Raw genomic sequence first — 20,470 nt, 5'->3', positions numbered from 1 at the left:
CAAACAAAAAGCCCGGCCATGTGCCGGGCTTTTTCGTGCTAACCGATCCGCCAGGGCGGGCGGCAACTCAGCCGCGACGGGCAGCGAGGATGCTCGCCACCTGGTTCGGCTTGCAGTTCAGGTAGGCCGAGGATTGCAGCCAGTTCTGGTCGGGATACCAGGAAAACATGAATTGCCCGCCCTTGAGGCTGTCGACCACCATCCGCGCGACTTCCGGGCGTACCGCCGGGCAACCCTGGCTGCGGCCGATGCGGCCCTGGGTGGCGATCCAGTCGGGGTTCACGTAAGCCGCCGGGTGGATGACGATGGCGCGCTCGCGGGCGCGATCGTTGATGCCGGGCTCCAGGCCGTCCATGCGCAGCGAATAGCCATGCTTGCCGCTGTAGCTCTCGGCGGTGCGAAACAGGCCGATGCTCGACTGGTGGCTGCCCACCGCGTTGGAGAAACGCGTGGCGTGGTTGTCGCCGGACTTCTGCCCGTGGGCGACCAGATCGCGCAGCAACAAAGTGCTGCGCTGCAGGTCGAAGATCCACAGGCGCCGCTCGGACGAGGGCAGCGAGAAATCGATGACCGCCAGGCGCTGGGCCGGCGCGGCGCCGTTGTTCACCGCGCACTGCATGGCGGCAACGGCATGGGTCAGGACCTGGCGATCCAGCGTCGGCGCCACGCGCGCGAGGCTGTCGACCAGCGGTTGATAGACGGGAACGGTCGCCCAGACGGGCGCCGACAGGACAGACAGGCCTGCCAACAGGCAGAGTCGTCGCAGCAACGGACGCATACAGAAAGCCTCATCGGGCACGACCTTGCGACTTCCTGTCCGGCCGGCGCCTTATACTCGCTACCCCAAAGTGTAGCGACACAACTCGGGCCAAGCTGTAAACAGCCTGGCCCGACACGGTATGTTCTAGTGATCGGATCGACCTGCACCGCCGCCGCGGCTGGGGTCGAATGCCGCGCAGTCTAGCAGTCGAACGGTGCACGGGGAGCGCAACGTTGTACAAAAAACACGCATTTCGTCTGGCTGCCGGACTGTTGCTGCTGCCGCTGGCGGCCCTCGCCGCGCCGGCTGGCGAGCCTGTCGGCCCGCTGCGCACGGCCCTCGAACAGCTGCCGGCGTACTGCAGTGGTTATCTCCCGCCGCTGCAACCGGCCGCCCGCGAGCGTCTGCAAGGGTTCTACGCGCGGCAGGATTTTGCGCCGGTGTGGCGCTCCTACCGGCAGATCGATGGCCTGCTGCGGCAGCTCGAACAGCTGGCCGACGACGGCCTGGCCCCGACCAGCTACCACCTCGAACGCATCCGCCAACTGACCCATAGCGCCAGCGCCGCGCCGCAGCACCGGATCTGCAGCGATCTGCTGGCCAGCCACGCCTACCTCAGCGCCCTGCACGACCTGGCCCACGGCCGCCTGCCGCGCGAGCAGATCGAACCGCTGTGGCGCAGCCCTGACTGGCCGCTCGAGGACGATCGCCAGGCCGCGCTGGAACTCGCCAGCAGCGGGCTGAACGACCTGGCCGATGCCTTCGCCCGGGCGCGCCCGGATATGCCGCAATACCTTGCCCTGCGCGCCGCCTATGCGCGCCTGCGCAGACAGCCGCTGCCGCAGTGGCCGACGGTCCCCGCCGGGCCGACGCTGCGCCCGCAGATGCTCGACGCCCGCGTGCCGTTGCTGCGCGAGCGCCTGCTCGGCCACGCCGGGCTGGGCCTGGTCGGCGACGAGAGCCGGCGCTACGACCCGGTGCTGGTCGCTGCGGTCGAGGCATTCCAGCGCCAGCACGGGCTGGAGCCCGACGGGCTGGTCGGTCGCGGCACGCTGGCGGCGCTCAACGTCAGCCCTGCCAGCCGCCTGGATCAGCTGCGCATCAACCTCGAGCGCCTGCGCTGGATCGCCCGCGAAATCGAGCCGCGCTCGCTGCTGGTGGATATCGCCGGCGCCCGGCTGATCCTGCTCGAGGAATGCGAGGTGCAATGGCAGACGCGCACCCAGGTCGGCCGCGAGGGGCGACGCACGCCGCCGCTCAAGTCCACGGTTACCCGGCTGACGCTGAATCCGACCTGGACCGTGCCGCCGACCATCCTGCGCGAGGACAAGCTGCCGCTGATCCGCGAAGACCTCGGCTACCTGGAGCGCAGCCGCCTGCGCGTGCTCGACGCCCAGGGTAACCGCCTCGATCCGCAGCACGTCGACTGGAGCAGTCCGCACGGCATCTACCTGCGCCAGGACGCCGGGCCGGAAAATCCGCTCGGTCGGGTGGCGATCCGCTTCGCCAACCCCTTCTCGGTGTACCTGCACGACACGCCCAGCCAGCGCCTGTTCACCCAGGCGGCGCGCACCACCAGCTCGGGCTGCGTGCGCGTCGAGGGCGCGTTGCAGGTCGTCGACCTGCTGCTCGACGACCGCGAACGCGCCGAAGTCGCGCGCCTGCTGGAAACCGGCGTCACCCACGAGTATCGGCTGGCGCGACCGATACCGATCCTCATGGCGTACTGGACGGCCGAGGCGGACGAACAGGGCGAGCCGCAGTACCGCCCGGATATCTACCGCCAGGACGCCGCCCTGCTGGCCGCACTGAACCGCGCCCAGCGCGATTGAACGGGCGTCCGCCGGCGGCTTTTGCCGGCCGCGCTTGAACCAAAGCACTCGCGCGCTAGTCTCTTGCTGACTGCCGCGAGGGCTGCGTGGCCCATGCGGACCGATCTACCGTCCGGCCAACCGATGGCTGGCTCAGCGCCATGGACAGCCGAGCAGAACACTTCTTGAACACCGATCACAGCACGCACGCCAGGGAATGGACCGAATCCCAGCGCCTGACCGCACTGGCGCGTTACTTCGTGCCGGGCAGCCTGTGCGACGCGGACTTTCACGATCTGCTCGCGCTCGCCGCCGAGCTTTGCGCGGCACCGGCGGCTGCGCTGCACCTGATCACCGCCGAGCAGCAGCATTGCCCGACGGCCCTCGGCGCCGACCGCACGACCGTGCCACGTAACGGAACGGCGAGCGCCTGGGCCATCGAGCATGCCGAATCGCTGGCGTTCCTGCAGGCCGACTGCCTGCCGGACGGCGTCGAGCTGCCACACCTGGCCGACGGCACACCGGCCGCCTCCTACGCGGCGGCCGTCCTGCGCACCGCCGACGGCCTGCCGCTGGGCACGCTGTGCGTGCTAGACCGCGAGCCGCGCGTGCTCGACGCGGACGCCGGGCGACGCCTGCAGTCGCTGGGCCGCCAGGCGATGGCGCAGCTGGAGCTGCTGCGCGACCGCCACATCATCGACAGCGTGATCGACCACGCGGTCATCACGCTGGACCTGCAAGGCCGCATCACCAGCTGGAACGAGGGCGCCCATCGCATCCTTCACTGGGACGCCGAACAGATGCTCGGCCATTGCTTCAGCGAACTGCTCGCCGAGCAGAACAGTCAGGACGTAACCCGCCAGGCGCTGCAGGATGCGCTGGCGCAAGGCTCCGCTGTGCACCAGCGCTGGTATCGCCGACGCGACGGTAGCCGCTTCTGGGGCAGCGGCACGCTCACCGTACTGCGGGAAGGATCGCAACCGCACGGCTTCATCAAGATCATGCGCGACCTCACCGCACTGCAGGCCGAGCAGGCCGCCACCCGCGCCGCCGAGGAGCGTTACCGCACGCTGGTCAACCTCAGTCCGCAGGTGGTCTGGCAGTGCGACGCGGATGGCGCGCTGACGTTCTGCAACAGCTACTGGAGCGACTTCACCGGGCTCGACGAGGATGCCTCGCGCGGCGACGGCTGGCTCGCGGCGGTAGCCGAGGCGGAACGCACGACGCTGGCGCAGCAGTGGCGACAGGCAGTACAGGGCCGGCTGCCGTTCAGCCTCGACCTGCCGCTGATCGCCGCCGATGCCAGCACGCGCTGGTTCCAGCTGAGCGCCGCGCCGGTCTATGACAGCGCCGGCGCGGTGCAGCACTGGCTCTGCGTCGCCCACGATATTGACAACCGGCGCCGCGCCCAGGCGCAGCAGCTGGAAAGCGAAGCCTTCACCCGCCTGCTGCTCGACTCGGCCAGCGAAGGCTTCTATTCCATCGACCGCAGCGGCGCCGTGACCCTGTGTAACCAGGCGTTCCTCACCCTGCTCGGCTTCGAAAGCCGCGACCAGGTGCTCGGGCGCCACCTGCACCGGATCATCCATCACAGCCATCCGGACGGCAGCGACTACCCGGTGCACGACTGTCCGATCCAGCACACCGCCGTCACCGGCGAGCCGCGCGAGGTCGATTACGAGCTGTTCTTCCGCCAGGACGGCAGCAGCCTGCCGGTGGCCTACCGGGTCGCGCCGATCTACCGCGACGGCGAGCTGCAAGGCGCGATCTGCACCTTCACCGACATCAGCGAGCGCACCCACGGCGACGCGCTGCAGGCCTTCCTGCTGGAGATCAGCGACCGGCTGCAGGAAGACGACACGCAGGTCGACATCGGCTGCGTGCTGGATGAACGCCTCGGCCGGCTGACGCGCACCGACTGCATCGCCTACGGCCATCTGGAGGATGCCACCACGCTGGTGGTCAGCCGCCAATGGCGTGCCGCGAACAGCCCCGACCGGCTGGGTCGACACCCGCTCGGCAGCAGCGCCGAGGTGCTGGCCCAGCACCTGGCGCAGGGCAGCATCCTGGTGCTGGAAAACCTGCTCGACGCCGCCGACGACTCGCAGCCGCGGCAACTGCACGCCAGCCTGGCCAGCCAGAGCCTGCTGTTCGCTCCGCTGCCGATTTCCGCGCAGCAGCCCAACCGGCTGTTCCTGCTGTTCGCCAGCCGGCTGCCGCGTCACTGGAACCAGGCCGATGTCGCGCTGGTGCGCGAAGTGGTCGACCGCATCCGCAATGCCAGCCAGCGCGCCAGCGCCAACCGCGCGCTGCGCGAAGCGGAACAGCGCGTCAGCCTGGCCAACGAAATCGCCTCGATCGGCGTCTGGGAATACAACGACACCCATCACAGCATGCACTGGGATGCCCAGCTCAAGGCGCTGGCCGGGCTGTCGCCGGAGCAGCCGGCGCCGCGTGTCGACGAGGTGCTGGCGCGCGTGCACCCGGATGATCGCGCCGAGCTGCTGGCCGCCCTCGGTCGCGCGCTGCAAGGCAAGGACGGCGGCGAATTCCAGCTCGACTACCGCGTGCTGGACACCCGGACCGCGCAGTTTCGCTGGCTGACCAACCGCGGCCGCCGAGTGCTGGATGCCAACGGCGAAGTGCGGATTCTCGGCACCGCGCGCGACATCACCGCCGAGCGCAATGCCGCCGAGCACATGCTGCGCATGAACGCACTGCTCGAACAGCAGATCAGCGAACGCCGCCTGGCCGAACAGCGCCAGACCGCGCTGATCGAGCTGGGCGACCTGCTGCGCGAGCAGCACGACAGCCAGACCATCGCCCACGCCGCGGTCAGCGTCATCGGCGGCACGCTGGGCGTGGCACGGGTGCTGTTCGCCAGCATCGAGCCCGGCAGCCTCTACGCCACCATCGAGCGCTACTGGAGCGACGGTGCCTCGCGCGACAGCAGTGAGCGGGTGCATTTTCCCGACTTCGGCGACCTCTACTACGACCTGCAGAACAATGATCTGGTGGTGATCGACGATGTGCTGCACGACGCGCGCACCGTCGCCCAGACCGACCTGTACAGCGAACGGCAGATCCGCAGTCTGGTCTGCGTGCCGCTGTTCGAGCAGGGCCAGCTGGCCGCCGCGCTGATGTTGCTGCATGGCGAGCCGCGCATCTGGCTCGACGACGACATCTCGTTCATCCGCGAGGTCGCCGACCGTGCCTGGAACGCCGACGAACGCATGCGCGCCGAGCGGGCGCTGCGCGAGAGCGAGGAACAGTTCCGCACGCTGGCCGACAACATCAGCCAGTTCGCCTGGATGGCCGACCCGAGCGGGCGCATCTACTGGTACAACAAGCGCTGGTACGACTACACCGGCACCACCTTCGAGGCAATGCGCGCGCTCGGCTGGCGCGCGGTCAACCACCCCGACCACCACGAGCGGGTCAGCGCCTCGCTCAGGCGCGCGTTCGCCATCGGCTCGGTCTGGGAGGAGACCTTCCCGCTACGCGGCAAGGACGGCATCTACCGCTGGTTCCTCTCCCGCGCGCTGCCGATTCGCGACGATTTCGGCCAGGTCACCCAGTGGTTCGGCACCAATACCGACATCACCGCCCAGGTCGCCGCCGAGGAGGCCCTGCGCGAACTCAACGAAAGCCTGGAGCGCCGGGTCGCCGAGCGCACCCGCGAGCTGGCGGCGATCAACAGCCGCCTGCATATCGAGATGGCCGAGCGCGAGCGCGCCGAAGAGGCGCTGCGCCACGCGCAGAAGATGGAAGCCATCGGCCAGCTCACCGGCGGCCTGGCACACGACTTCAACAACATGCTCACCGGCGTGCTCGGCGCGCTGGATCTGATCCAGCGGCGGGTCAACAACGGCAGCAGCGCAGACCTGCACCGCTACATCGACGCCGCGATGACCTCCGCCAACCGCGCCGCGGCGCTGACCCATCGCCTGCTCGCCTTCGCGCGCCGCCAGTCGCTCGACCCCAAGCCGGTGGATGTCAACCAGCTGGTGGTATCGATGGAGGACATGCTGCGGCGCACCATCGGCGAGCACATCCGCCTGCACACCCAGCTGCAGGCGGACGCCTGGCTGGCGTATACCGATGCCCACCAGCTGGAAAACGCCCTGCTCAACCTGGTGATCAATGCCCGCGACGCCATGCCGAGCGGCGGCGACCTGCAGGTGCGCACCCGCTGCGTGCAGATCGACAGCGCCCAGCCGAACGGCCCGGAGCCCGGCGACTACGTGGTGCTCAGCATCGCCGACAGCGGCGCCGGAATGTCCGCGGAGGTGATCGCCAAGGCCTTCGATCCGTTCTTCACCACCAAGCCCATCGGCCAGGGCACCGGTCTTGGCCTGTCGATGGTCTACGGCTTCGCCAAGCAGACCGGCGGCCACGTGCACATCGACAGCACGCCGGGCGAGGGCACGCGGATCACCCTCTACCTGCCGCGCAACCACAGCACGCTGGAAGAATCGGCGAACACGCCCGCACCCGCCGAGGTACCGCAGGCACAGCATGGCGAGACAGTGCTGGTGGTGGAGGACGAAGCCGCCGTACGCATGCTGGTGATCGAAGTGCTGCACGAGCTGGGCTATGCCGCACTCGAAGCCTGCGACGCGGCCAGCGCCCTGCCCTACCTGCAGAGCGAGCAGCGCATCGATCTGCTGGTCAGCGACTTCGGCCTGCCCGGTCTCAACGGCCGCCAGCTCGCCGACCTCGCGCGCCAGCAACGGCCGCAGCTGAAGGTGCTGTTCATCACCGGCTATGCGGCGGACGCCACGGTGCGCGGCGACTTCCTCGGGCCGGGCATGGACATGCTGGCCAAGCCGTTCAGCATCGATGCCCTCGGCCAGCGCATTCGTCAGCTGATCGAGCGCGACGGCTAGGCCAGCGAAGCGGAACTCGGCCGGTGCGGGCGGACTCTTAACAGCACGCACACTCGGAGGTGTCGATCATGCGACATACAACACTGGCGATACTGGCGTTCGCCGCACTGCCCTTCGGCAACGCCCTGGCTGACGGTCTGGTCCGCGACCTGCTGTCCTCGGGCGCGACAACCGCCTCCACCTACCTGACCTTCAAGGACAACAAGCTGGTCCTGCCGGCGCGCGAGGATGCCAGCAGCTTCGTCGCCAGCGATGGCGCCATCCGCGGCCCGCATCTGGAAGCGCTGCTGCGCCAGCTGCGCGCCGAGCAGCCACAGTTGCAGGCCAGCGACATGGAGCTGGCGAGTGCGATTCTCGCCGCCGAGCCGACCCGCTGAGCCGCCCGGCGCCCGTTGCCCGGCGCCCGCATTTTCATCCACCCCTCGCAGGAGGATTGCACGTGAAGAAGAGCGCATCGGCCGTCTGGCAAGGCGGCCTGAAGGACGGCAAGGGCACCATCAGCACCCAGAGCGGCGCGCTGAAGGACAACCCCTATGGCTTTAACACCCGCTTCGAGGACGCCCCGGGCACCAATCCGGAGGAGCTGATCGGCGCCGCGCATGCCGGCTGCTTCTCGATGGCGCTGTCGTTGATGCTCGGCCAGGCCGGGCTCACCGCCGAGCGTATCGAGACCCACGCCGAGGTAACGCTGGACAAGGATGGCGATGGCTTCAGCATCACCGCCGTCGACCTGACGCTGAAGGCGAAGATTCCCGGGGCCAGCGACGCGCAGTTCCAGCAGATCGCCGAGCAGGCCAAGCAGGGCTGCCCGGTCTCCAAGGTGCTCAACGCGCGCATCAGCCTGAACGCCAGCCTGCTCGGCTGACGCGCAGCGGTCCCGGTTGTGCGCAAACGAAAACGCCACGGCGCAGGCCGTGGCGTTTTCGTTGCGGTCGGCGATCAGCCACGGATGTTGTAGATGTCCTTCTCGTTCAGCTCGGCGTAGGCGTACAGCCGCTTGAGATAGGCACGCTGCTGCTCCCAGACCTTGCTCGCCGCCGGATCGGCCGCCGCGGACGCATCGACCACTTCGGCCGCGACTTCCTTGAGCCGCGCCAGCACCTCGTCGGGTAACCGACGCACTTCCACGCCCTGCTCGCGCAGCTGCTCCAGCGCCTCCATGTTCTTGGCGTTGTAGTCATCGAGCATGTCGCCGTTGACGTCGCGCGCGGCGGAGCGAACGATGGCCTTCAGGTCATCCGGCAGGGTTTCCCAGGCCTTGAGATTGACGTCCAGCTCGAAGGTGACGTTCGGCTCCTGCCAGCCCGGCGTGTAGTAGTACTTGGACGCCTTGTGCAGGCCGAGGGCCAGGTCGTTGTACGGACCGATCCACTCGGTGGCGTCGATCGCGCCGGTCTGCAGCGCGGTGAAGATCTCGCCGGCCGGCATGTTGACCACGGTGCCGCCCATCTTGGTCAGCACTTCGCCGCCCAGACCCGGCGTACGCATCTTCAGGCCCTGGAAATCCTCGACCGAGTTGATTTCCTTGTTGAACCAGCCGGCGGTCTGCACGCCGGTGGCGCCGCAGGCCATCGGCAGCACGCCGAACGGCTTGTACACCTCCTCCCACAGCTGCATGCCGCCGCCACGGTGCAGCCAGGCATTCATTTCCTGCGCGTTCGGGCCGAACGGCAGGGCGCAGAAGAACTGCGCGGCCGGCACCTTGCCCTTCCAGTAGTAAGGCGCGCCGTGCCCCATCTCGGCGGTGCCGCGCGAGACCGCGTCGAACACTTCCAGCGCGGGAACCAGTTCGCCCGCCGCATAGACCTTGACCTTCAGCCGGCCGCCGCTCATCTCGTTGACCAGCGTGGCAAAGCGCTCGGCACCGACGCCGACGCCGGGGAAGTTCTTCGGCCAGGAGGTGACCATCTTCCAGTTGAAGGTCTGCTGCTCGGCGGCGGGGGCGCCGGCGGTTGCGGTCTTTTCGCTCTTGTCATTGCAGCCGGCCAGAGCGGTGGCGGCCAGGCCGACGCCCGCGGCGGCGAGAATGTCACGACGTTTCATGTGGTGCTCCTTGTTGTTTGTCTTATTTGCACAACGACTTGGCTGAACACGACCGACCAGGCAGAACCGCGCCGGGCAACGCCCCGGCGCCAGGACCGGCAACCGTGCAAGCAAGGTGAAGAAAACTAGCGATATCTGCGGCTCAAGCCTAGTCCATCCCGCTAAAAGTCGTATGCCGATTGCTGCAAAGCGCCACTACTGCAAGAATCCTTCTGCGCAACATTCCTTGCGACCCCACAAGAAGGACTCACCAATGTCCCATGACGCCCCGCCGCTACTGCGCGTGGCTGGCTTCATCGATTCGCTGAATCGGCGTTTCGGCCAGCTGTGTGCCTGGTTCACGCTCTTCCTCGTTGCCGGTACCGCGATCGTCGTGGTGCTGCGCTATGGCTTCGGCATCGGCGCCATCGCCCTGCAGGAAGCGGTCATGTACGCCCATGCGCTGGTCTTCATGGGCGCCGCCGCCTGGACCCTGCAGCGCAATGGCCACGTCCGCGTCGACATCTTCTACCAGAAGCTGGTCTCCCGCCGGCAAGGCATCGTCGATGGCCTCGGCCACGTGCTGTTCCTGATCCCGGTCTGCCTGTTCCTGGCCTGGAACAGCTGGGATTACGTCGCCAACTCCTGGGCCACGCATGAAGGTTCCAACGAATCCGGCGGCCTGAAGTTCGTCTACCTGCAGAAGAGCATCATCCTGGTGATGGTCATCAGCCTCGCGCTGCAAGCCGTCGCTGATCTGATCAAGCTCGGTTACCGCCTCGCCGGCCGCCTGCCGCAGGACGAGGAGGTGCAGCATGGCTGAGATCATGGCAATCGCACTGTTCGTCGGCATCTGCATCGCGCTGATGTCGGGCTATCCGGTGGCCTTCACCCTCGGCGGCATGGCACTGCTGTTCGCCGGCGTGGGCGTGGTCACCGGCACGTTCGACGTCGGCTTCCTGCATGCGCTGCCCAACCGCATCTTCGGCATCATGAACAACCAGACGATGCTGGCGGTGCCGCTGTTCGTCTTCATGGGGGTGATGCTGGAGAAATCCCGCGTCGCCGAAGACCTGCTGGAATCGATGTCGCGGCTGTTCGGCACCCTGCGCGGCGGTCTGGCGATCTCGGTGTGCGTGGTCGGCACGCTGCTCGCGGCCTCGACCGGCATCGTCGGCGCCACCGTGGTCACGATGGGTCTGCTGGCGCTGCCGACCATGCTGCGCCGCGGCTACGACCCGGCGATCGCAACCGGCACGCTGGCGGCCACCGGCACGCTCGGGCAGATCATCCCGCCGTCGATCATCCTGGTCCTGCTCGGCGACGTGATGTCCAGCGCGTTCCAGCAGGCACAGCTGAAGATGGGCATCTTCTCGCCGAAGACCGTCTCGGTCGGCGACCTGTTCGTCGGCGCGCTGCTGCCGGGGCTGGCGCTGGTGGGCCTGTACATCGTCTACCTGATCATCATCGCCATCTTCCAGCCGAAGAAGCTGCCCGCGCTGCCGCAGGAAGAGCTCGGCCCGATCGAATGGGGACGGCTGATCAAGGCGCTGCTGCCGCCGCTGGTGCTGATCGCCGCCGTGCTCGGCTCGATCCTCGCCGGCTACGCCACGCCTACCGAGGCCGCGGCCATCGGCGCGCTGGGCGCGACGGCGCTGTCACTGGTCAAGCGTCAGCTGAGCTTCAGCCAGTTTAAGGAGGTCGCCTTCGGCACCACCGAAATCACCTCGATGGTGTTCCTGATCCTGATCGGCGCCTCGCTGTTCTCCCTGGTGTTCCGCGGCTTCGGCGGCGAGGTGCTGATCGAGGACGCCCTGCATTCGCTGCCCGGCGGCGTGCTCGGTGCATTCCTGGTGGTGATGCTGGTGATCTTCCTGCTCGGCTTCATCCTCGACTTCATCGAGATCATCTTCGTCGTCGTCCCGATCGTCGGGCCCATCCTGCTGGCGATGGGGCTCGATCCGGTCTGGCTCGGCGTGATGCTCGCACTCAACCTGCAGACCTCGTTCCTCACCCCGCCGTTCGGCTTCTCGCTGTTCTACCTGCGTGGCGTCACCCCGCGCAGTGTGCCGACGAGCACCATCTACAAGGGCGTGGTGCCGTTCATCGGCATCCAGCTGCTGATGCTGGTGATCGCCTACCTCTGGCCGGATCTGATCACCTGGCTGCCCGAACAGGTGTACGGCCGCTAACCCCCCCACAACGCCCGTCGACGACGGGCGTTGTGCCTTGCGCGCGCCGATCGCCGCTACAATCGGCGCCCGCCGACCGACCCGACACCCACACCGAATGCGCGCTCACGCCAGCTTCACCGATCATTTCCTCGCGCTCGACCGCTTCCTCTCCGAGCACCAGTCGCTGTGGCGGCCGCGCCCGTTCGTGCAGCACCGACTGGAATGGGAAGCCGCCTATCCACAACTGGCCGCCTGGCTGCGCGCACGCTCGCTGGCCGATGCCGAAGCCGCCCACAACCAGCCGAGCGAACTCGATGCACCGGCGCCCTTCGCCCAGCTGGCGGTCGCGGCACGGGCGCTCGCCGACCTGGCGGAACTGCCAGCCCACCCGCTGCCCACGCCGGATAGCCGCTTGCAGGTCGACGTTCCCGGGCGCAAATGGCAGCAGATCCGTGCGTTCGCAGCGCACTTGCAGTTCCGTCAACCGACGCGCCACTGGCTGGACTGGTGCGCTGGCAAGGGCCATCTGGGCCGTCAGCTGGCGCAGGACGGCAGCGCCTTGACCTGCCTGGAATGGGATGTCGCGCTGGTCGACGACGGCGCCCGTCTCAGCCGGCGTCTGGGCATCGATGCCTGTCATCTTCAACAAGACGTGCTCGACGCCGACTGCGCCGAGCGCCTGCACGCCGACCACACGCCGGTCGCCCTGCACGCCTGCGGCGACCTGCACGTACGTCTGCTGCAGCTGGCCATTGCCGCCGGCGTGCGCCAGCTCGCCGTCGCGCCCTGCTGCTACAACCGGACCCAGGCCGAGCGCTATCAGCCGCTGTCACGCGCCGCGCAGCAATCCAGCCTGCGGCTATCGCGCGACGACCTCGGCCTGCCGCTGACCGAGACCGTCACCGCCGGCGCCCGCGAACGCCGCAACCGCGACCAGTCGATGGCCTGGCGGCTCGGTTTCGACCTGTTGCAGCGCCGTCTGCGCAGGCAGGACGACTACCTGCCCACTCCCTCGCTGCCCAGCACCTGGCTACAGAAAGACTTCGAACGCTATTGCCGCGACCTCGCCGCACTCAAGCAGCTGCCGGAGCCAGGCGCCGAAGACTGGCCGGCACTGGAACAGGCCGGCTGGCAACGCCTGGCCGAAGTGCGCAACCTCGAACTGCTGCGCGGCCTGTTCCGCCGTCCGCTGGAAGTCTGGCTACTGCTCGACCGCGCCCTGCTGCTGGAAGAGAACGGCTACGCGGTGCGCCTCGGCCGCTTCTGCGCCGGCGAACTCACCCCCCGCAACCTGCTGCTGCTCGCCGAGCGCCGCTGATCCCCCGAAGCTGCGCAAGTGCTTGGCAGAGAACGGTTTACTCGCCGCGCGCAATCGCTATAATGGCGCCCGGTTTGCCGGTATAGCTCAGCTGGTAGAGCAACTGACTTGTAATCAGTAGGTCCCGGGTTCGACTCCTGGTGCCGGCACCACGAACACAAAGGCTCGCAGAAATGCGGGCCTTTTTCGTTTCTGCCGGAAGTGGAGCGCCCCTTTCGCCGGTTCCGGGCGTCCTTCCGCGCATACCCGAGCAACAGCTTCCAGTTTTCGCCGCCTCCCTCTCCCAGGCAGCACCCGCGTTGCCTTTTCCGTACACCCGATACCTGATATCGGCGTGCCGAGTCCTGCGCTGTACGGATCTCTATCATTTCTATACATCAAATCAATTTGTATAGGTTTTGTAAAAGATGTAGCTTCCCATCCATCACTCCCGGAGCCAGTCATGCCTGTCGGCTTCGGGTGGATGCATGCCATGACAGGCCATCGGAGACCGTACCCGAATGTTCATGCGTACCCGAACTTTCAAAGACACCCTGCGTGAATGCCAGGCGCAGCGGGCGGTATTCGAGGCGGAATACGTGGCGCTGCGCAGTGCCGTGGCGACCATCGAATTCAGTCCCGAGGGGCTGGTGCTGCAAGCCAACCCGCTGTTCCTGAACCTGCTGGGGCTAACCCTGGAGGAAATCAGCGGACGCCAGCACCGCGCGTTCTGCGATCCCGCCTATGCACAGAGCCGCGACTACAGCGCCTTCTGGCAGGGCCTGCAGCAGGGTCGCAGCGTGACCAATCTCATGCCGTGGCTGGCAAAACAGGGGCGGCAAGTGTGGCTGCAGGCCAGTTACGTTCCGGTCCGTGATGCCGGCGGCAAAGTGCAGCGCATCGTCATGCTCGCTACCGATGTCACCGAGCAAACGCTGCGCGCGCAGGCGGATGCCAGCCGCATGCAGGCGGTCGAGCGCTCCACCGCGGTGATCGAATTCGATCTGCAGGGGCTGGTGGTCAATGCCAACGCGAATTTCCTCCAGGTCATGGGTTATCGCCTGGACGATATCCGTGGCAAGCACCACCGTCTGTTCTGCGAGCCCGAAGAAGCACAGAGCGACGCCTATCGCGACTTCTGGGCCCGGCTGAACCGGGGCGAGTTCAGTACCGGCCTGTTCCGACGACTGACCAAACAGGGCCGTGGCGTCTGGCTCCAGGCCACCTACAACCCGCTCTACGATGCCCAGGGCCGGCTGTATGGCGTGGTCAAGTTCGCCTCCGACATCACCGCCAGGGTCGAGCAGCGGGACGCCGAAACCCGCGCAGCGCAGATGGCCTTCGAGACCTCGCGGCAGACCGACGAGTCCGCGCGGCAAGGCGCCGCGGTGGTCCAGCAGTCGGTCAGCGTGGTGCAGAGCATCGCCGATGAACTTGCGCAGGTCGCGCAGGCCATCGGCGCGCTGAGCGCCCAGTCGGAAGAAATCGGCAGCATCGTCGGCGCCATTCGCGGCATTGCCGAGCAGACCAACCTGCTGGCGCTCAACGCAGCCATCGAGGCGGCCCGCGCCGGCGGGCAGGGTCGCGGCTTCGCGGTGGTCGCCGATGAGGTACGCAACCTGGCGCAGCGCACCAGCCAGGCGACCGTGGCCATTACCGAGGTGGTCGGCAAGAACCGGGAACTGGCCCGGGTGGCGACGGAGAACATGCAGGCCAGCACGCGCAAGGCGGAACAAGGCGTCGCCCTGGCCAACCAGGCCGGCACGGTCATCCTCGACATACAGCACGGCGCGCAGCAGGTCGTGGAAGCCATCGGTGAATTCGCCCAGACCCTGGCCTCTCCGGGGCACTGAGCAAACCCTGGCTCCCTTGCCCCGGGCCGCCTGCGGCTCGCGCTCGGCAGGCGGGCCGCTAGGCGCTCAGAACTGTTCGGCCTCCAGGCCGTAGAGCGAGGCGCTGCCGGCGCGGATGCTACCCTCCAGCCCCAGCGTGCGCGGCAGCAGGCGCTCGAAGTAGAACGCCGCGCTGCCCAGCTTGGCGCGGTAGTACGCATCGTCGGCTGCGCCGCGGGCAGCGCTGGTCGCCATGCGCGCCCACATGTAGGCATAGGCGGTGTAGCCGAACAGATGCAGGTATTCCACGGACGCCGCGCCGACGGCGTTGGCGTCTGCGCGCGCCTGCTCCTGCAACCAGGCGCTGACTTGCTCCAGACGCTCGACCGCCTCGTGCAGCGCGGCGTTGAACGGCGTGTCGTGGGTCGCGGCGAAAGCGCGGACCTCATCGGTGAACAGCCGCAGCGACACACCACCGTTGGCGACCACCTTGCGTCCGAGCAGATCGAGCGCCTGGATGCCGTTGGTGCCTTCGTAGATCTGTGCGATGCGCACGTCGCGTACCAGCTGCTCCTGCCCCCATTCGCGGATGTAGCCGTGGCCACCGAACACCTGCTGGCCGAGAACACAGCTCTCGAACCCGGCATCGGTGAAGAACGCCTTGGCCACCGGCGTCAGCAATGCCACCAGCGCCTCGGCGCGCTCCTTCTGCGCCGGGTCGTCGGCGTACTTGGCCAGGTCCAGCTGCTGGCCGACGTAGCAGGCGAAAGCGCGCCCGCCCTCGGTCATGGTCTTCATGGTCAGCAGCATGCGCCGCACATCGGCGTGGACGATGATCGGGTCGGCGCCCCGCTCGGGCGCGACCGGCCCCGTGGCCGCGCGGCTCTGCAGGCGTTCGCGGGCGTAATCGCGCGCCGCTTGGTAGGAAGCCTCGGCGCAGCCGATGCCCTGGATGCCGATGGACAGCCGCTCGTAGTTCATCATGGTGAACATCGCCGCCAGGCCCTTGTTCAGCTCGCCGACCAGATAGCCGCAGGCACCGTCGAAGTTCATCACGCAGGTGGCCGAAGCCTTGATGCCCATCTTGTGCTCGATGGAGCCGCAGGACACCGCGTTCGCCGCCCCGAGGCTGCCGTCCTCGCCGACCAGCACCTTCGGTACGAGGAACAGCGAGATGCCCTTCGGCCCCGCCGGGGCGTCGGGCAGCTTGGCCAGCACCAGATGGATGATGTTCTCGGTCAGGTCCTGCTCGCCGCCGGTGATGAATATCTTGGTGCCGCTGATGCGGTAGCTGCCGTCGGCCTGCGGCTCGGCACGGGTGCGGATGATGCCCAGGTCGGTGCCGGCGTGCGGCTCGGTCAGGCACATGGAGCCGGCCCAGCGGCCCTCGTGCAGCGGCGGCAAGTAGCGCTGCCTGAGGGCTTCGCTGGCATGCGCGTCGATGGCCAGGCAGGCGCCGGAACTCAGCGCCGAATACAGCGCGAAGCTCGAATTGGCCGCGTAGAGCATTTCCTCGAAGGCCACCGCGAGCATCTTCGGCATGCCCATGCCGCCGTATTCGGGATTACCGGCCAGGCCCACCCAGCCGCCTTCGGCGTAGGTGGCATAGGCCTCGCGAAAGCCCGCCGGGGTGCGCACCCGGCCTTCGAGCCACTGCGCGCCCTCCTCGTCGCCGCTGCGGTTCAGCGGTGCCAGCAGCTCGCCGGTGACCTTGGCCGCCTCATCGAGTATGGCGTTGGCGGTCTCGGCATCGATCCGCTCGGCCAGCGCCGGCAGGCGCGCCCACAGCGCAGGCGCATCGAAGACTTCGTGGAGGATGAAGCGGGCGTCACGCAGATCGGCCTTGTAACTGGGCATGGTGAATTACCTCGGTCGGCAGGATGGGTTCTGGGGAGGGCAGCTGGCGCAGGCCGGGAAGGCTGCCGAGCAGCAGCGCATCGACCAGCCGGGTCTGCTGCTCGGCCGTGAGGCCATGCGCGGCCAGCCAGAGCGGCAGGTGTTCGATGAGTTCGAGCAGCACGCGACCTGCCGTCGGCGCCTCGCCGCCCTGCAGCCAGGTAGCGAGCTGCTCGACGATGCGTCGGCGCAGGCTGTCGATGCGTCGCCGGTGGCCATCGCGCAGGCAGTGCCGCTCGCGCGTGGCCAGCAGGAAGCGCGACGGACAGTGTCGATACAGCTCGACCAGCGCCCGGCTCAGCCGCTGCACGCGCGGGCGCACGGCCGGTTCGCCGCGCACACCGCGCTCGGCGAGCAGCAGCAGATGCTCGTAATGCTCCTCCAGCGCGTCGAACAGCAGCTCCTCCTTGCCGGCCACATGCGTGTACAGGGTCGCGGTGGAAATGCCCATGTGGCTGGCCAGCCGGCGCAGGCTGACCTGACCGAAGCCCTCGTCGGCGAACAGCTGCAGCGCACGCTCGCGGCTGATTTCAAAGGTTGCGGCGGATCGGGCGTGCATGGCAGCCTCCACGGAGATGGTCGGGCCTGCACGCAGGCGACGGTGTGAGCCAGTCTAGGCAGGCGCCGAGTGCACTTGCTATGCCCAAAACCGTCGTTGCAGCGGCATAGATTCGGCCACCCGACGCCACCGCGGGCGCACGCCCGACCCCAGCAAACGGATAACGCCATGCGTGAACAGGATTCGGTGGCGGCCTACCTCGTCCAGGCCGCGCTTCATCGTCTGCGCGACAACCCGGCGCGCCTGCAGCAGGTGCTCGCCGCCGCGGGCATCGACGCCGCCGCGCTGGCCGCGCCGAACGCCCAGGTGGCGGCCGCCGCGGTCAGCCGCTTCTGGCTGGCGATGAGCGCCGAGCTGGGCGACGAGTTCTTCGGCTTCGATTCCCATGGCCTGCCCAACGGCAGCTTCGCCCTGATCTGCCGCGGGCTGATCCAGGAAAGCAACCTGGGCAAGGCGCTGCCGCGCTGCTTGCAGTACCTCGGCCTGTTCATTCACGACATCCGCGCGACGCTGGAGGTGCGCAACGGCCAGGCCGTCGTCAGGCTGACCAGCGAGCTGACCGACCCGACGCTCAAGGGACCGGCCGAGGAAATCTTCCTCAGCATCGTGCTGGGTGTGATGTGCTGGCTGGTGGGACGGCGCATTCCGCTCAATCGCAGCCGTTTCAGCACGCCCGCCCCGGCCGGCCAGACCACGCCGTGGCACTGGGGACCGCTGGTGGAATATGACGGGGCGCAGAGCGAGGTGGCCTTCGAGGCCAGCTACTTGCGCTTGCCGGTGATCCAGGATGGCGCCTCGCTGCGCGCCTTCCTGCGCAGCTGTCCGCAGTGGCTGGTGGTGCGTTTTCGCAACGACAGCGGCTTGGCCTCGCAGCTCTTCCGCGCGCTGCGCAGCCAGCCCAGCGATCAGTGGCCGACGCTGGCCGCCATCGCCCGCGCGCGCGGGCTCGGCGAGCAGGTGCTGCGACGGCAACTGGCCAAGGAAGGCTTCACCTACCAGGAGATCAAGCATGAGGTACGCCGCGCCCTGGTTTTCAACCTGCTGCGCGACCGCCAGCTGAGCATCAGCGAAATCGCCGTGCGCGCCGGCTTCCAGGAGCCCAGCGCGTTTCATCGGCTGTTCCGCCGCTGGACCGGCCAGAGTCCGGGGCAATTCCGCAGTCAGCTGCACCCGCCGCCGCGGAGCTGAAGGTCACGGCACGAACAAACTGTATGCATATACAGATTTTCGATTGCCGGCGCCGCGCTTTCTGCCCATGCTTGGTGCTCGTTGCAGCCATCGATGACCAGCATGCGGCTCTTTCTCTGCGAAAAACCCTCCCAGGCCAAGGACATTGCCAAGGTGCTCGGCGCCAACCGGCGCGGCGACGGCTGCTGGCAGGGCGCCGGCGTGAGCGTGACCTGGTGCATCGGCCACCTGCTGGAAACCGCGCCGCCGGATGCCTATGACGCGCGCTACAAGCGCTGGAACCTGGCCGACCTGCCGATCGTGCCGCAGCAGTGGAAGATGCAGGTCAAGCCGAAGACCGCCAGCCAGTTCAAGGCGGTCAAGCGCCTGCTCGGCGAGTGTGCGGAGCTGGTGATCGCCACCGACGCCGACCGCGAAGGCGAGATGATCGCCCGCGAGCTGGTCGAGCACTGCCGCTATCGCGGGCCGATCCAGCGGTTGTGGTTGTCGGCGCTGGACGAGGCGTCGATCCGCAAGGCGCTCGGCGCGCTCAAGCCGGGCAGCGCAACCTTCAATCTCTACCAGGCCGCGCTGGGACGCTCGCGTGCCGACTGGCTGATCGGCATGAACATGAGCCGGCTGTTCACCCTGCTCGGCCGCCAGTCCGGCTACCAGGGCGTGCTTCCGGTGGGCCGCGTGCAGACCCCGACGCTGCGCCTGGTGGTCGACCGCGACCGCAGCATCGCCGACTTCATGCCGGTGCCGTTCTGGGCCATCGACGTGCAGCTGCTGGCCGACGGCATTCCCTTCACCGCGCAGTGGCGGGCCGCGGCGGATGCCTGTGACGAACAGGGCCGTTGCCTGAAGCCCGAGCTGGCGCGTGACGCCGCCGAGGCGATGCGTAGCGCCGGCAGCGCGCGGCTGGTCGAGTTGAAGACCGAACGGATGCGCGAGGCGGCGCCGCTGCCGTTCGATCTCGGCACGCTGCAGGAAGTCTGCTCGAAGAAGCTCGGCCTCGGCGCCCAGGAAACCCTCGACATCGCTCAGGCGCTGTACGAAACGCACAAGCTCATCACCTACCCCCGCAGCGACTGCGGTTACCTGCCGCTCAGCCAGCACGCCGAAGCCCCGGCGATCCTCGCCGCACTGGGTACTGCCGATCCGGCGCTGGCTGCCCTGGCGCCGCACCTCGACGCCCGGCGCCGTTCGCGGGCCTGGAACGATGCGAAAGTGAGCGCGCACCACGGCATCATTCCCACCGTCGCCGCGCAGGCCGCGGCGCGCCTGAGCGGCAAGCCGCGCGCCGTCTACGGGCTGATCCGCGCACGCTATCTGGCGCAGTTCCTGCCCAACCACGAGTACGACCGCACCCAGGCCGAGTTCAGCTGCGCCGGCCAGGCGCTGCGCGCGGTGGGCAAGCGCATCGTCGAGCCGGGCTGGCGCCGCGCGCTGCCCGAGGCGCTGAGGCCGGCCAAAGGCCGCGAAGCGCCCGAACCGCAGGCGCTGCCGGCACTCGCCGCGAACCAGGACTGCGCGGTGCAAGAGGTAACGCTCAAGGACCAGCACACCCAACCCCCCAAGCCGTTCACCGAGGGCGAACTGATCAAGGCGATGAAGAACGTCGCCAGGCTGGTCGACGACCCGCGCCTGAAGCAGAAGCTCAAGGACACCACCGGCATCGGCACCGAGGCGACGCGCGCCGGGATCATCCAGGGCCTGCTCGAACGCGGCTACCTGAGCAAGCAGGGCAAGGCGCTGGCCGCCACGCCCGCGGCGTTCGGCCTGATCGACGCGGTGCCGCGGCCGATCGCCGCCCCCGGCACCACGGCGATCTGGGAGCAGGCGCTGGATATGGTGCAGAACGGCGAGATGCCGCTGGAGGAATTCGTCGTCAAGCAGTCGGCGTGGATGAGCAAGCTGGTCGAACGCTGCGCCGGATTGCGCCTCACCATCAGCGGGCCGCCCGCACGCGGCGGCGCGCCCTGGAAGAACAAGCGCAAGGCCGCCGCAAACAAAGGCACCACCGGCAGGCGCCGCAAGGCCGCGGCCGCCCCGCGTTGAGA

14 protein-coding genes, 1 tRNA gene and 1 pseudogene are annotated in these 20,470 nt (G+C 68.1%); 12 read left to right on the top strand and 4 right to left on the bottom strand.

From position 1 onward, the window contains the following. Positions 1–67 precede the first annotated feature (67 nt). Positions 68–778 (bottom strand): murein L,D-transpeptidase catalytic domain family protein, encoded by a 711-nt coding sequence (locus HU825_RS06320; protein ID WP_054094338.1) that lies wholly within the window; start codon positions 776–778, stop codon positions 68–70. A 215-nt stretch (positions 779–993) separates the two neighbouring features. Here HU825_RS06320 and HU825_RS06315 point away from each other — a divergent pair, with 215 nt between their 5' ends. From HU825_RS06315 to HU825_RS06300, 4 genes are all read left to right on the top strand, one after another. Beyond that, positions 994–2,592 carry a L,D-transpeptidase family protein gene (locus HU825_RS06315; RefSeq protein WP_234303143.1) on the top strand — a complete coding sequence of 533 codons (1,599 nt, stop codon included), beginning with the start codon at positions 994–996 and terminating at the stop codon, positions 2,590–2,592. 164 nt (positions 2,593–2,756) lie between these two features. Beyond that, complete coding sequence (locus tag HU825_RS06310; protein WP_234303142.1) at positions 2,757–7,460, top strand: PAS domain S-box protein; 4,704 nt, start codon at positions 2,757–2,759, stop codon at positions 7,458–7,460. Between the two features lie 68 nt (positions 7,461–7,528). Beyond that, a complete protein-coding gene (locus HU825_RS06305) occupies positions 7,529–7,837 on the top strand; it encodes a DUF2388 domain-containing protein (protein WP_077682805.1) in 309 nt (102 codons plus the stop codon). A 62-nt stretch (positions 7,838–7,899) separates the two neighbouring features. Then, on the top strand, positions 7,900–8,325 hold the full coding sequence (locus HU825_RS06300) for an OsmC family protein (protein ID WP_043299459.1): 426 nt from the start codon (positions 7,900–7,902) through the stop codon (positions 8,323–8,325). A 74-nt stretch (positions 8,326–8,399) separates the two neighbouring features. Here HU825_RS06300 and HU825_RS06295 read toward each other — a convergent pair whose 3' ends face one another. Then, positions 8,400–9,503, bottom strand: a complete 1,104-nt coding sequence (locus tag HU825_RS06295; protein WP_043299457.1) for a TRAP transporter substrate-binding protein — start codon at positions 9,501–9,503, stop codon at positions 8,400–8,402. Positions 9,504–9,756: 253 nt separating this feature from the next. On the opposite strand from HU825_RS06295, the gene HU825_RS06290 reads away from it, so the two are divergent. From HU825_RS06290 to HU825_RS18835, 6 genes and pseudogenes are all read left to right on the top strand, one after another. Continuing rightward, positions 9,757–10,305, top strand: a complete 549-nt coding sequence (locus tag HU825_RS06290; RefSeq protein WP_077682806.1) for a TRAP transporter small permease subunit — start codon at positions 9,757–9,759, stop codon at positions 10,303–10,305. Beyond that, positions 10,298–11,674, top strand: coding sequence for a TRAP transporter large permease (locus tag HU825_RS06285; protein WP_043299453.1), 1,377 nt, complete (start codon positions 10,298–10,300; stop codon positions 11,672–11,674). Before HU825_RS06290 ends, HU825_RS06285 begins: the two co-directional genes overlap by 8 nt. A gap of 97 nt (positions 11,675–11,771) precedes the next feature. Next, complete coding sequence (locus HU825_RS06280; RefSeq protein WP_234303141.1) at positions 11,772–12,974, top strand: methyltransferase; 1,203 nt, start codon at positions 11,772–11,774, stop codon at positions 12,972–12,974. A gap of 76 nt (positions 12,975–13,050) precedes the next feature. Next, positions 13,051–13,126, top strand: a tRNA-Thr gene (locus HU825_RS06275). 348 nt (positions 13,127–13,474) lie between these two features. Beyond that, positions 13,475–14,203, top strand: a pseudogene (locus HU825_RS18840) (PAS domain-containing protein); the annotation flags it as partial. A gap of 84 nt (positions 14,204–14,287) precedes the next feature. Further along, a complete protein-coding gene (locus HU825_RS18835; protein ID WP_234303379.1) occupies positions 14,288–14,806 on the top strand; it encodes a methyl-accepting chemotaxis protein in 519 nt (172 codons plus the stop codon). A 66-nt stretch (positions 14,807–14,872) separates the two neighbouring features. On the opposite strand, the gene HU825_RS06260 is transcribed toward HU825_RS18835, so the two are convergent. After that, positions 14,873–16,642 carry an acyl-CoA dehydrogenase C-terminal domain-containing protein gene (locus HU825_RS06260; protein WP_234303140.1) on the bottom strand — a complete coding sequence of 590 codons (1,770 nt, stop codon included), beginning with the start codon at positions 16,640–16,642 and terminating at the stop codon, positions 14,873–14,875. Continuing rightward, positions 16,614–17,240 carry a TetR/AcrR family transcriptional regulator gene (locus HU825_RS06255; RefSeq protein ID WP_102829139.1) on the bottom strand — a complete coding sequence of 209 codons (627 nt, stop codon included), beginning with the start codon at positions 17,238–17,240 and terminating at the stop codon, positions 16,614–16,616. The genes HU825_RS06260 and HU825_RS06255 overlap by 29 nt, the downstream gene beginning before the upstream one ends. Before the next feature lie 168 nt (positions 17,241–17,408). Here HU825_RS06255 and HU825_RS06250 point away from each other — a divergent pair, with 168 nt between their 5' ends. Continuing rightward, positions 17,409–18,428, top strand: coding sequence for a helix-turn-helix domain-containing protein (locus HU825_RS06250; protein WP_234303139.1), 1,020 nt, complete (start codon positions 17,409–17,411; stop codon positions 18,426–18,428). Between the two features lie 102 nt (positions 18,429–18,530). Continuing rightward, the gene (locus HU825_RS06245; protein WP_234303138.1) at positions 18,531–20,468 is read left to right on the top strand and encodes a DNA topoisomerase III; all 1,938 of its coding nucleotides are present in this window, start codon (positions 18,531–18,533) and stop codon (positions 20,466–20,468) included. Positions 20,469–20,470 lie beyond the last annotated feature (2 nt).

The organism is Pseudomonas phenolilytica (assembly GCF_021432765.1).
GTDB lineage: Bacteria > Pseudomonadota > Gammaproteobacteria > Pseudomonadales > Pseudomonadaceae > Stutzerimonas > Stutzerimonas phenolilytica.
The sequence above is the reverse complement of the archived record's forward strand: the minus strand, read 5'-3'. Positions and strand labels throughout refer to the sequence as shown.